The organism is Streptomyces sp. ID05-39B (assembly GCF_033794725.1).
Lineage (GTDB): Bacteria > Actinomycetota > Actinomycetes > Streptomycetales > Streptomycetaceae > Streptomyces > Streptomyces bobili.
In genome coordinates, this window is record NZ_JARGEF010000240.1 from 1 (window position 1) to 12508 (window position 12508).

Sequence of the window (12508 nt, forward strand, 5' to 3'; positions counted from 1 at the left end):
GGGGGAGACGCGGGTGACTCCGCGGTTTCGGACTCCGGGAGAGAAGGGGTTGGTGGAGTGAGGGGGCTGGAGCGCCGGGCGTGCTTGGCTGCCTGGGCAGGTGGGCCGCACACCCTGCGCCGCCGGGCTGCCGGATGCCGTACTCGCGGAGACGGCACCCGGCGGTCGGTCTACCTGCTGTAGCGCATCAGGGCCCGCACCATGTGGCACGTCGTGTCCGACGGCGGGTGCACGCCGATGAGTTGGGCCGTGCTGCGGATCTTCTCGTTGCGGGCCTGCGTGGGCAGGTAGACGCCCAGGTCGAGGAGGGCTATCGCGAGGCGCATGGCCTTGAGACGGCGGTTGTGCATGACGTACCAGTCGCGGGGCCGTCCGGGCGGCAGCGGCCGCTTCTCCACGGGCACGTAGGGCAGGTCGAGTTGGACAGGTCGCTTCGTCTTGAGTGCGGCAGCGGGCACGGGCATCCTCCTGTCGCGGTCAGGGCCCCGGCCGGCACCTCCGGCGGAACCCTCGAACACTGCTTCTAGTTTACCGCCCACCACTGACAATCGCCCCTGGCCAGAGGGGCTTTCAGGCCCTTTTCGAGCTACCGTGGCCCGCATGGAGATCTGGATCAATCCCGCCTGTTCCAAGTGCCGCAGCGCCCTCACCCTTCTCGATGCCGAGGGCGCCGACTACACCGTCCGCCGCTACCTGGAGGACGTACCGACCGAGGACGAGATCAGCGCCGTACTCGACCGGCTCGGGCTGGAACCGTGGGACATCACGCGTACCCAGGAGGCTGAGGCGAAGGAGCTGGGGCTTAAGGAGTGGCCGCGGGACGAGGCGGCGCGGGGGCGCTGGATCGCGGCGCTCGCCGGGCATCCCCGGCTCATCCAGCGCCCGATCATCACCGCCGAGGACGGCACGGCGGTGGTGGCGCGGACGGACGAGGGGGTACGGGACGCTCTGTCCCGTTAGCCCGGCTGCGGAGGATTCGTCGGGCGGCGGGAGTTGGGCCGCGCGCGCTGTTACCCTCCGCCGCCATGACCTTCGGTGATCAAGGATTTCCGTACGGACCGTCCGATCCCTTCGCCCAGTACGCGGCCGAGCAGCACCGGATCGAACAGCACCGGATCGAACAGGAACGGATCGAACAGGAACGGATCGAGCAGGGCCGAATATGCCGTCGCCGGCGTAACCGGCGGGCCGCGGTCGCCGGGATCGGCGCCGTCCTGGTGGCCGCTGTCGCGGCGGGTGTCGTGAGGGCGGCGGGCGACGACGGTGACGGTCCGGCCGCCGCTCCCCCGGCGGCCACCGCCGGCCCGTCCGGCGCGCGCTCGGCCGTGCCGTCCGTGGACGCGAGCCTCCCCTCGGACGCTCCCAGCTCCCTGCCCTCGCTGCTGGCCCGGCCGGTCATCCGGCCCGAGCAGGCGTTCCCCTCCAAGAGCGTCCGCCTCGGCGACGGCTCGCGGTACAGCCGCGTCGACCTCGCCACCACGACCGACTGCGCCCGGGGCATGTCGGCGGAACTGGCCGAGCTGATCCAACAGGGCGAGAAGTGCTCGCGGTTGACGGCGGCGCTGTTCACGGACTCCGACCGGCGCTCGCAGGTGACGGTGAGCGTGCTGAGCTTCGCCCGCGTCGAGGACGCCACACGCGTGTTCATGATGGCCTCGATGGACCCGGTGACCTACCAGGTGGTCTCGCTCGATCCGCCACCGGAGGCCGGCCTGCCGACCGTGCCGCCCGGCTCGGCCGGTGTGTTCCGGCGGGTGATGACGGTGCGCTCCGTGGTGTTCGCCAACGGCCAGTGGGGCGACGGCTCGGAGTCCGGAGAAGCCGAACTCACCGCCCAGACGGAGGGGTTGCTCAAGCACGTCATGGACACGGTGGTGGCGTACGAGGACGGGAAGACCGGGCAGGCCGGGGACGCCGGGGAGGCCGGCGAGAGTGGCTGAGGCAGCTGCCGAACGGCGGGTTGCGGTGAACACGTCTGTGACGCACGCCACTTCCACTGACTCCTGTAACCGCTGAGTAACCTCGTTCGGTATCTCGTACATAGCGGCGTACGCTCCCCTACCCCTCAGGAGGCGCGGATGTCGCGCAGGAGAACTCTCGGTACGAAGAAGAAGATCGCGCTGCTGGTGGGCGCCGCGACGGTGGCGGGAGGTGGTGCCTTCGTCATGGCGGCCACCTCCAACGCCGCGCAGAGCCCGCAGACGGCCGCCGAGTCGACCGTCTGTCAGGGACTCGCCACCGCTCTCGGCAACAACCAGCGGTTCATCGAGGACCAGCGGGCGAAGCCGGACGCGCAGTCGGCGGCCCGGATCACCAACCGCGAGGCGGTCGTCGCGCAGATCAAGGTCCAGCAGGAGGCGTCGGGTTGTGTCGTTGGGGAGTCGGCTCAGGGCTCCCAGGCGACGCAGCCGGCGCAGAACGGCCAGGACGGGCAGCAGGGCGGCGGGCAGCAGGCCACACCGCCGGCCCAGCCGCCGCAGAGCGCCCCGGCCGACAACGCCGGTGACGCGGGAAACGCGGGCGGCGGCGCGGCGTCGGGTCAGCAGGTCTGCAACGGCTCGACCGTCACCCTCTCCGGTGAGGCGGGTGCCCCGGCAGCGTCCAGCAACCAGTTCCCGGTGGGCACGAAGCTGAAGGTGACCAACCTCGACAACAACAAGTCGACCACCGTCGAGGTGACCTCGGTCTCCGGCAGTTGCGCGCTGCTGAACAACGCGGCTTTCGAACAGGTCCGTGAGCCCGGCAAGTTCCTCATCCGCCGGGCCCTGATCGAAAAGGTGGGGTGACGCTCAGGAGAGGAACTCCGTGAGATGACGGCCCAGTTCACAAGGTGCGGCGGGTGGCAGCGCGTGATGGGAGACGTCCGGCAGGACGACGGTCTCCCCACGCGGCAGCAGCTCGCCGGCCGAGGTCGTCACTCGGTGCGTGTCATGGGTCCTGCTGTTCGCGGCCACGAACAGCAGGACCGGCACGGCCAGGCCCCGCAGCCGTTGCGGTGACGGACGCGGCCCGGTGACCGGCTTCGCGGCCGGGAAACCGGCGGCCGCCTCCTGGAGGCGCAGCCAGTCGGGGTCGAGGGCCGCACCCCCGGTCTCCCACGCGAGGAAGGCACTGACCCCTCGCGCGGTGGGCCGCAGCAGCATCGGCAGAGCGTGGAGCAGGTACGCCGCCTTGTACCCGGCGAAGCACTGGGTCGGGTCGAGGAGGAACAGGCGGCGTACCCGTCCGGGCGCGCGGCGCAGGGCGTAGTGCAGGGCGATCCAGGCGCCGTAGGAGTGACCGCCCAGGGACACCTCGCGGACTCCCAGGCCGTCGAGCACCGCGTCCAGCCAGCCGATCAGGTCGTCGACCGTGCGGGGGGCCGGTCCGCCCCGCGTGCCGCTGAGGCCGGCGGCGCCGACCAGGTCGACGGCGAGGACGCGCCGGTCCAGGCCCAGCCGGGCCGCCTGCGCGTACCAGGACGCCGAGGTCGCTCCCCCGCCGCCGGGCAGGAGCACCAGCGGGGGCGCGTCGCGCGGTCCGCAGGCGTTGACGTGGGCCGGCCCGAACGGGGTGGGGACGGTCACCGACTCCCGGTCGGCGGGCCACTTGGCCAGGACCTTGTCGTAGGCCGCACGGAAGGCGTCGTGGTCGTACGAGTTCATCGAGTCCCCTATTATCTCGCCCAACGAGATGTCCGACGAGCGAGATGATATCCCCGGAGGCCACCGCATGACCGACGAACGCCCGGCGAGCGAGGACCCGGCAGGCGAAGGCCCCGCGAGCCAGGGCCCCGAGATGGAGATCGTCCATCTGCTGCGCGCGGTGACCTTCGAACTCGGCCTGCACAGTGCCCGGTTCGCGAATCGAAACGACATGCACCCGACCGACGTACGCGCGCTGATCGCCCTCATGGACGCCCGGCGGGCAGGCGTGGAGACGACCGCGGGGCGGCTCGGCGCGGCGCTCGGCCTGAACTCGGCGGGCACGACCTCCGTCATCGACCGGCTGGAGCGTGCCGGGCATGTGCGGCGGGAGCGCAGCCGGGCGGACCGGCGCCAGGTGGTCGTCGAGGTGGACGAGCGGGCCGTCGCGCTGGGTCAGGCCTCCTTCGGCCCGCTCATCGGGCGTGCGGTGGAGCTGCTGGCGGGCTATGACGAGCGGGAGCTGGCGGCGGTCCGCGGCTTCCTGGCCGGCGTACGGGAGGCAGCCGCGACGGCGGACCGACCACCGGCGCGCGAGTGACTCCATGAGGCCTTCACGCTGGAAGGCCTCATGGAAGCTGACCACGGACACGCCACCACCACCCGCACGCCAGTCACCGACCATCCGCACGCGAGCCACCACCCGCCCGCCGCCGACCATCCGCGCGCCAGCCACCACCCACAGGCCACCGAACACCTGCGCGCAACCGACCACCCGCACGCCGCCGAGCATCCGCACGCGAGCAACCACCCGACGGCCGCCGATCATCCCGACCGCCGCCGCCCCCGGCCTGCCCCGCCGTGGCCCGGTCATTCCCATCGCATACGAGTGCTCGCGCCCCCGAGGGCGCTCCCGCGTCTGCGAGCGCGAACGGCAACTCCCGGTCGGGCCGTCGTCCTCACATCGTGAGTCGCACCACAGAACCACCAGGTAACACGGGGTTCACATTCGAGCAATGACCGGGAAATCGCCTGTTGACAGGCTGCCTGGCATCGAGTGCGGCGCCCCAGTGCCGCAGCGCCGCAGCACCCGCAAGTGCGTCTGACCCACCCCCGAAGGAAGTGGCCCGTGACCTTCAAGGCTGAGTACATCTGGATCGACGGCACCCAGCCGACGGCCAAGCTCCGTTCCAAGACCAAGATCATGACGGGCGAGCCCGTGGGTCTGGACGCGCTGCCGATCTGGGGCTTCGACGGGTCGTCCACGAACCAGGCCGAGGGCCACGCCTCGGACCGTGTCCTCAAGCCGGTCTTCACCTGCCCCGACCCGATCCGCGGTGGCGACGACATCCTCGTGCTGTGCGAGGTCCTCAACATCGACATGACGCCGCACGAGTCCAACACGCGTGCCGCGCTGGCCGAGGTCTCCGAGAGGTTCGCCGCGCAGGAGCCGATCTTCGGCATCGAGCAGGAGTACACCTTCTTCAAGGACGGTTACCCGCTCGGCTTCCCCAAGGGCGGCTTCCCGGCTCCGCAGGGCGGCTACTACTGCGGTGTCGGCGCCGACGAGATCTTCGGCCGTGACGTCGTCGAGGCGCACCTGGAGAACTGCCTGAAGGCGGGTCTCGCGATCTCCGGCATCAACGCCGAGGTCATGCCGGGCCAGTGGGAGTTCCAGGTCGGCCCGGTCTCCCCGCTGGAGGTCTCCGACCACCTGTGGGTGGCCCGCTGGCTGCTCTACCGCACCGCCGAGGACTTCGACGTCGCCGCCACCCTCGACCCGAAGCCGGTCAAGGGCGACTGGAACGGCGCCGGTGCGCACACCAACTTCTCCACCAAGGCGATGCGCGAGACCTACGAGGCGATCATCACCGCGTGCGAGTCGCTCGGTGAGGGCTCCAAGCCCCTCGACCACGTCAAGCACTACGGCGCCGGCATCGACGACCGCCTGACCGGTCTGCACGAGACCGCCCCGTGGAACGAGTACTCCTACGGCGTCTCCAACCGTGGCGCCTCGGTCCGCATCCCGTGGCAGGTCGAGAAGGACGGCAAGGGTTACATCGAGGACCGCCGCCCGAACGCCAACGTGGACCCGTACCTGGTGACCCGCCTGATCGTGGACACCTGCTGCTCCGCGCTGGAGAAGGCCGGACAGGTCTGATCCCGGCCTGATCCGGGATCAGGCCGGGGCTTCCCGGATCCGATCCCCGACTCTTCCCGGAAGGGGCGCCCGCCGACTCGGCGGGCGCCCCTTCCGCTTGTCTCCCCGCAACGGGACGAGGACCAGAACGAGGGGTGCCTCGTCCAAGCAGTGAGAGGAGTCTCCTGTCCGGGGCGGCTGTCTGCTTCAATGGGCGCATGGCCGGCTTCCAGAACCACACCGCGACGGGTCGTCACGACCTCGAACCGTTCTGGCCTTCCCGTCAGCACCACGACTTCGACCGGGTGTGTTGCCGCGCGACGAACGCGCCGGCCCTCTAAAGCCGTTACCCCAGGTCTTCGGCCGGCGCGAACGACGTACGTCCCCCGACGAGCCCGACCACGAATCGCGGCCGTCGCCTCCTGACGAACCTCTCGCGCGAAAGAGCTGACCTCTCATGGCGACCACTCGTTCCCTGCCCGACGCCCCCTCCCTCCCCGCCCCGGCCCGGCACCGCCTGCGTGCGGTGGCCCGCGACGAGGTCGTGGACGTGACGGACTTCCTGCCGCCGGGTGCCACCTGGCTGCCCGCTCCGCCGCACACCCTGCCCACTCTGCCGGGACAGCCGCCGATGATCGGCTACCTGGTGCTCGTACCGGCCGACCAGCAGCCGCCGTTCCCTCCGGTGGCGGTGCCCGACCCGCCGGCCGGCAGCGAGGCCGCGCCCGGCGGCGAGGCCCTCGTGCGGATCGACTCCGTGCAGCGCACCGCGTGGGTCAGGGGGAGTGAACTCGAACTGACCTACCTGGAGTTCGAGCTGCTCGCCCACCTCGTCGCGCACCCGAACCGGGTGCACACCCGCGACCAGCTCGTCACCACCGTGTGGGGCTACGGACATGTGGGGGACGGCCGTACCGTCGACGTCCACATCGCCCGGCTGCGCCGCAAGCTGGGCGCGGAGCACCGCCGGGCCATCCAGACGGTGCGCCGGGTCGGCTACAAGTACACCCCGCCGACCGGCCACTGATCCTCTGCCGACGCCTCTGCCGACGCCTCTGCTGACGGCAGAGGACGGTTCCCTCCCGACGCCCGGCCGGGCAGAGTCACCGGCATGAGACTTCTGGTGCTGGGTGGTACAGCGTTCGCGGGACGGGCCGTCGTCGAGGCGGCCCTCGGGCGCGGCTGGGAGGTGACCGTCCTCAACCGGGCACGGCACGCGCCCGTCCCCGGTGCGCGGACCCTGGTCGGCGACCGGACCGCGCCCGGCGGCCTCGACGCGCTCGAGGACGGTGAGTGGGACGCCGTCGTCGACACCTGGTCGGCGGCGCCCCGCTCGGTGCACGAGGCGGCGCGGCTGCTGCGGGGCCGCGCCCGCCGGTATGTGTACGTGTCGAGCTGCTCGGTGTACACGTGGGCCCCGCCCGCCGGGTACGCCGAGGACGCGCCGCTCGTCGAGGGCGCCGAGCCCGACGCGGAGCAGACCGACTACGCCCGCGACAAGCGGGGCGGCGAGCTGGCCGCCGTCGAAGCGTTCGGGGAGGCGGACTCCGTGCTCGTACGGGCCGGGCTGATCCTCGGGCCGTACGAGAACGTCGGCCGACTGCCCTGGTGGCTGACCCGGACCGCCCGCGGCGGCCCGGTCCTGGCGCCGGGACCGCACGAACTGCCCCTTCAGTACGTCGATGTCCGCGATCTCGCCGAATGGGTCCTCGGGGCGGTGGAGCAGGGCCTCAGCGGGCCGTTCAACCTGATCAGCCCCCAGGGGCACGCCACGATGGGCGAGTTGCTGGAGGCGTGCGTGCGGGTCACCGGCGGTCCGGCGGAACTGCGCTGGACCGCCCCGGAGACCGTCCTCGACGCGGGCATCGAGCCGTGGACGCAGTTGCCCGTGTGGGTGCCGCCGGGCAGTGACATGCACGACGCCCTGCACTCGGCGGACGTCTCACGGGCGGTGGCCACCGGACTGACCTGCCGGCCGGTCGCGGAGACCGTCGCCGACACCTGGCGGTGGCTCCAGGAGATCGGCGGCGAGGCCCCCCTGCGCCCGGACCGCCCGCAGAAGGGTCTGGACCCTGAGGTGGAGGCGAAGGTGCTGGCGGCGGGTGCGAAGTAGCGGTTGGGCCCACCGCGGCCACCAGGACCCCGGGCCGAGCGCCGGCGCAGCGCAGCCGTTCGGCCCCGCGGCAGCCAGGACCCCGGGCAGCAGCGGGTACCCAGCAGCCGTCGGGCCCACCCCGGCCACCAGGACCCCGGGCCGAGCGCCGGCGCGGCGCAGCCGTTCGGCCCCCGCGGCAGCCAGGACCCCGGAGGCAGGTGTACCTGACACCACCTCCCGGTCCGGGGGTTCGGCCCAGTGCCTCCGGCCCGCCGGTCGGCCAGACTGACCGGCATGAACACCAACACGAAGGGCGACGGCGGCGGTTCGAGGGCCAGGGGCATGCTGCGCGCCGCCGGGCGCGGGTTCGTGCTGGCCGTGGCCTTGCTCCCACTGGCCGTCCTGTGCCTCACCCTCACCGTCGTGTCGATCGCCCTCATCCCCATCGGCGTCGGCATCGTCACCACGCCCTACGTCCTGACCGGCGTGCGCATGTTCGCGAACTGGCGGCGGGTGCTCGCCGCCGAGTGGGGCGGGGTGCGCATCCCGTCGGCGTACCGGCCGATACCGGAGGGCGCCAACCCCTGGACGCGCACCTTCACGATGCTGAGGGACCCGGCGACCTGGCGGGATCTGCGGTGGCTGCCGGTCGACATGACGGCGGGGTTCCTGACCGCGCTGCTGCCGGCGATCCTCGTCCTCTACCCGCTGGAGGGGTTCACGCTGGCGTTCGGGCTGTGGCGGGTCTACGGCGACGACCCCTACTGGTACGGGTTCGTGCCCGTCTCCGACCAGGCCTCCGCGCTCGGCGCCGCCGCCCTGGGCGCCGTCCTGCTCATCCTGGCCCACCGGTACGCGGTGAGCGCCTTCCAGGTCCACTTCCGCCTGACCCGGGCCGTCCTCACCCCCAGCCAGGCCGAACTCGCCGAGCGGGTCCGCGTGTTGACGGAGACGCGGCGGGACGCCGTGGACACCTCCGCCTCCGAACTGCGGCGCATCGAGCGCGACCTGCACGACGGGGCCCAGGCCCGCCTGGTGGCGATGGGCATGGACCTCGGGACGGTCGAGATGCTCGTCGACAGGGACCCCGAGCAGGCCAAGCAGCTCCTCGCCCAGGCCCGCCGGTCCTCCGCCGACGCCCTCGCCGAACTGCGCGACCTGGTGCGCGGCATCCACCCGCCGGTGCTCGCCGAACGCGGACTGGGCGACGCCGTGCGGGCGTTGGCGCTGCGGTTGCCGACGCCCACCGAGGTGACCGTGGAGCTGCCCGGCCGGACCGACGCCCCCGTGGAGTCGGCGGCGTACTTCGCGTGCAGCGAGGTCCTCACCAACGCCGTCAAGCACTCCGGCGCCGACCGGATCTGGATCGACCTGCACCACGCGGACGGCCATCTGCGGATCTCCGTGACCGACAACGGCGGGGGCGGCGCGGCGATCGGGGCCGGCTCCGGGCTGGCCGGGGTCGAGCGGCGACTGGGTACATTCGACGGCGTCCTGGCCGTCAGCTCCCCGGCGGGCGGTCCCACCATGGTGACCATGGAGATTCCGTGCGTGTTGTCCTAGCCGAAGACCTGTTCCTGCTCCGGGACGGACTCGTCCGGCTCCTGGAGGCGTTCGGCTTCGAGATGGCCGCCGCCGTCGAGAGCGGACCCGAACTGGAACGGGCCCTCGCCGAACTGAAGCCGGACGTCGCCGTCGTCGACGTCCGGCTTCCGCCGACCCACACCGACGAGGGCCTCCAGTGCGCCCTGAGGGCCCGGCGGGAGCGGCCGGGCCTGCCGGTACTGGTCCTGTCCCAGCACGTGGAGCAGTTGTACGCGCGCGAGCTGCTCGCCGACGGCACTGGCGGGGTTGGCTACCTGCTCAAGGACCGGGTTTTCGACGCGGAACAGTTCGTGGACGCCGTACGGCGGGTGGCGGCGGGCGGGACCGCGATGGACCCGCAGGTGATCCAGCAGTTGCTGGCCCGGCGCGGTGACGACCGGCCGCTGGCCCGGCTGACGCCGCGCGAGCGGGAGGTGATGGAGCTGATGGCGCAGGGCCGGTCGAACACGGCGATCGCCCAGAAGATGGTCGTCACCGAGCGGGCCGTGGCGAAACACACCGCCAATATCTTCGTCAAACTGGGTCTGGAGGTCTCGGACGACGACAACCGGCGGGTCCTGGCCGTGCTGGCCTATCTGGACCGGGGCCGGTGACCGCCACAACGCCCGTGCCCTGTGCGACCGTTGAGGCGGAATTGTCCCAGGGGCCTCTCATCAATTTCTGAGACGGCTGAACACCTCCGGGGCGGCGCGCGTATGAAGAGTCGCCGCTTCACTCCTGTCGGGCGCCTCGATGCGACCCCGCAAGGAAGTCAGAGGAGTTCCATGGGACGCAACACACGTAAACGCCGTTCGTCGATGGCCAACAAGGCCATAGCCGCGTCGGCGGCCCTAGCGCTCGGTGGGGGCGGGCTGATCTGGGCGAACTTCTACGCTTCTGCGCACGAGTCGAAGAACTCGTCACAGAACCAGACCAAGGCCGCCACCGCCGCCGCGCAAGTGGCCACCATCTCCTGCCCCGACGTCGGGCAGAAGCTGACGGATGTGCCCCGGGGGGCACGCTCGGGGGTCGACAGGGAGCTGGCGAACCTCGACAAGCAGATCACCGAGGCCTACGCCCGGCTCGCCTCCACTCGCCAGGCACAGACCAATGACTCCGGTTTCGTCCAGAACGCGATCGTCGGCCCCCTCAAGGACAAGAGGGTCGCCACGATCGACCGGATCCGCATCAACATCGAGCGCTCGGGCGGTCAGGCCCAGAACCTGGGCCAGCTCGCCGCCTGCACCACTCAGGGCGCGCAGACCAACGCCGGCGGCGGTCAGCAGGGCGGTGGCCAGCAAGGCGGCGGCCAGCAAGGCGGCGGCCAGCAAGGCGGCGGCCAGCAAGGCGGCGGCCAGCAGGGCGGTGGCGACCAGAACGGTGGCGAGCAGGACGGCGGCCAGCAGGGCGGCGGTGGCCAGGCCGGCAACGGCCCGGCCGCGGCGGACTTCGTCGACATCACCAAGGTCCAGCAGAACGCCCAGCCCGGCGTCGGTGCGAACGGTCTGCGCGCGAACGGCAACAGCGGATCGCGCGGCACCTTCACCAGCGTCTGCGGCACCAACGGCAACGACAACCACAACACGGACAACGTGATTGCCGCCCCCGGTGTCGCCAACGGCGCGCACCACCTGCACGACTACGTCGGCAACCAGAACAACGACGCTTTCGCCAGCGATCAGGAGCTGGCGGCTGCCGAGACCAGCTGCCAGAACCAGGGCGACAAGTCGTCGTACTTCTGGCCGGTGCTGCGTGTCCAGGACGGCACGCAGGAGTTCGACCAGAACAACGACGGCGGCGGCAAGGAGGGCAACATCGGCAAGATCCTCCAGCCGGCCCAGGCCCAGCTGAAGTTCGTCGGCAACAAGCGGGGCAAGGTCGTCGCGATGCCGACGGCGCTGCGCATCATCACCGGTGACGCCAAGGCCTTCGTCAACGGCAACGCCAACGCCAACGTCAACTGGAGCTGCACCGGCTTCGAGAACAAGGTGCAGCTGGAGGACAAGTACCCGATCTGCCCGCAGGGCAGCCAGGTCGTCCGCACGAGCAACTTCCAGAGCTGCTGGGACGGTAAGAACACCGACAGCGCCAACCACCGCACGCACATGGCGTTCGTCCAGGCCAACGGAAGCTGTGCGAACGGTTTCAAGGCGATCCCCCAGCTCCAGGTCCGTCTGGTCTACAACGTCCCGGCGCCCAAGCTCCAGAACGGGCAGGTCGTGAACCCGTACGCGGTCGACTCCTTCCCGGAGAACCTGCACAAGCCGATCACCGACCACAACGACTTCATCAACTTCTTCTCCCAGAACACGATGAACAAGATGGTCAACTGCATCAACACCGGCAAGAAGTGCAAGTAGGTCCCGGCCTGAGCACACGCTGAGTCCGGCCACACGGGCGAAGGCCGGCGGTGAGAATTTCTCACCGTCGGCCTTCGCCTTTGCCGTATGCGTTTCCCGCTGTTTCCGTCCACCGCTCCGGAGATTCAGTGTCCGGAGTGCGTCGCGCCCTCCGACGGCTCGTGCACCGAGTGGTCCGTGCCCTCCTCGATGTCACCGCCGAGCGTGTCCCGCAGCGCCGTGACGGTGCTGGTCTCCTCGCCCACGGCCACCCACTTGCGGCCGACCAGGTAGTGACCGCCGTAGTCCTTGGCGCCGTTGATCCACTCGCGCTGGCCGCGGTCGGTGGCGAACGTCAGCAGGATGAACTTTCCGGCGGCGTTCTTGCAGATCGCCTGCCGGAGTTCGTCGGCGTCGGTCTGCATGTCGGGCGTGCACTTCACCTCGGCGGCCAGGTGCTCCAGGCTGCCGGTCGCGGTCACCGGCACGCTCTTCTCCGTGCCTCCGTCGGAACCACAGCCCGTCAGCACCAGCGCCGCCGCGGCGGCCGCCGTCACCGCGAGCATCGATCGGGTCACCTTCATCTGTTCCTCCCTGCGAGAGCCTCGCTCTGGATACGGCTCCCGCGCGCGGTGCGCTCAAAATACCCGGCGCCCTCTCCGGGGCGGCAGCCGTACGAGGGTGAAGCGGACCGGGAGGACCGCGTGGCCGCCACCCCGCCGCCCTC

Annotated in this window: 13 protein-coding genes; 10 read left to right on the forward strand and 3 right to left on the reverse strand. The window is 71.1% G+C overall.

Going from position 1 to position 12508, the window contains the following annotated elements:
* Positions 1–170 precede the first annotated feature (170 nt).
* Positions 171–464, reverse strand: coding sequence for a hypothetical protein (locus P1P75_RS33830; protein WP_266455827.1), 294 nt, complete (start codon positions 462–464; stop codon positions 171–173).
* A 136-nt stretch (positions 465–600) separates the two neighbouring features.
* Between P1P75_RS33830 and P1P75_RS33835 the strand changes: the two genes are divergently transcribed.
* From P1P75_RS33835 to P1P75_RS33845, 3 genes are all read left to right on the forward strand, one after another.
* Entirely contained in the window at positions 601–960 is a 360-nt protein-coding gene (locus tag P1P75_RS33835) for an arsenate reductase family protein (RefSeq protein WP_319262754.1), read from the forward strand.
* Between the two features lie 65 nt (positions 961–1025).
* On the forward strand, positions 1026–1940 hold the full coding sequence (locus P1P75_RS33840; protein WP_319262756.1) for a hypothetical protein: 915 nt from the start codon (positions 1026–1028) through the stop codon (positions 1938–1940).
* A 138-nt stretch (positions 1941–2078) separates the two neighbouring features.
* The gene (locus P1P75_RS33845) at positions 2079–2786 is read left to right on the forward strand and encodes a hypothetical protein (protein ID WP_319262757.1); all 708 of its coding nucleotides are present in this window, start codon (positions 2079–2081) and stop codon (positions 2784–2786) included.
* 3 nt (positions 2787–2789) lie between these two features.
* On the opposite strand, the gene P1P75_RS33850 is transcribed toward P1P75_RS33845, so the two are convergent.
* Positions 2790–3644, reverse strand: a complete 855-nt coding sequence (locus P1P75_RS33850) for an alpha/beta fold hydrolase (RefSeq protein ID WP_319262759.1) — start codon at positions 3642–3644, stop codon at positions 2790–2792.
* Between the two features lie 67 nt (positions 3645–3711).
* On the opposite strand from P1P75_RS33850, the gene P1P75_RS33855 reads away from it, so the two are divergent.
* The 7 genes from P1P75_RS33855 (at position 3712) to P1P75_RS33885 (ending at position 11802) form a co-directional block, all read left to right on the forward strand.
* Complete coding sequence (locus P1P75_RS33855; protein ID WP_319262761.1) at positions 3712–4224, forward strand: MarR family transcriptional regulator; 513 nt, start codon at positions 3712–3714, stop codon at positions 4222–4224.
* Between the two features lie 528 nt (positions 4225–4752).
* On the forward strand, positions 4753–5784 hold the full coding sequence (gene glnII / locus P1P75_RS33860) for a glutamine synthetase (protein WP_319262763.1): 1032 nt from the start codon (positions 4753–4755) through the stop codon (positions 5782–5784).
* A 436-nt stretch (positions 5785–6220) separates the two neighbouring features.
* Positions 6221–6790 carry a winged helix-turn-helix domain-containing protein gene (locus P1P75_RS33865; protein ID WP_319262765.1) on the forward strand — a complete coding sequence of 190 codons (570 nt, stop codon included), beginning with the start codon at positions 6221–6223 and terminating at the stop codon, positions 6788–6790.
* A gap of 84 nt (positions 6791–6874) precedes the next feature.
* Entirely contained in the window at positions 6875–7876 is a 1002-nt protein-coding gene (locus tag P1P75_RS33870) for an NAD-dependent epimerase/dehydratase family protein (protein WP_319262766.1), read from the forward strand.
* A 276-nt stretch (positions 7877–8152) separates the two neighbouring features.
* Positions 8153–9421, forward strand: a complete 1269-nt coding sequence (locus P1P75_RS33875; protein ID WP_319262767.1) for a sensor domain-containing protein — start codon at positions 8153–8155, stop codon at positions 9419–9421.
* Positions 9406–10056: a response regulator transcription factor gene (locus P1P75_RS33880; RefSeq protein ID WP_319262768.1), complete on the forward strand. Its 651-nt coding sequence runs from the start codon at positions 9406–9408 to the stop codon at positions 10054–10056. The genes P1P75_RS33875 and P1P75_RS33880 overlap by 16 nt, the downstream gene beginning before the upstream one ends.
* A 171-nt stretch (positions 10057–10227) precedes the next feature.
* Positions 10228–11802: a DUF1996 domain-containing protein gene (locus P1P75_RS33885; RefSeq protein WP_319262770.1), complete on the forward strand. Its 1575-nt coding sequence runs from the start codon at positions 10228–10230 to the stop codon at positions 11800–11802.
* A 125-nt stretch (positions 11803–11927) separates the two neighbouring features.
* Here the strand turns inward: P1P75_RS33885 and P1P75_RS33890 are convergent, their stop codons facing one another.
* The gene (locus tag P1P75_RS33890; protein WP_319262772.1) at positions 11928–12365 is read right to left on the reverse strand and encodes a hypothetical protein; all 438 of its coding nucleotides are present in this window, start codon (positions 12363–12365) and stop codon (positions 11928–11930) included.
* Positions 12366–12508: the final 143 nt, after the last annotated feature.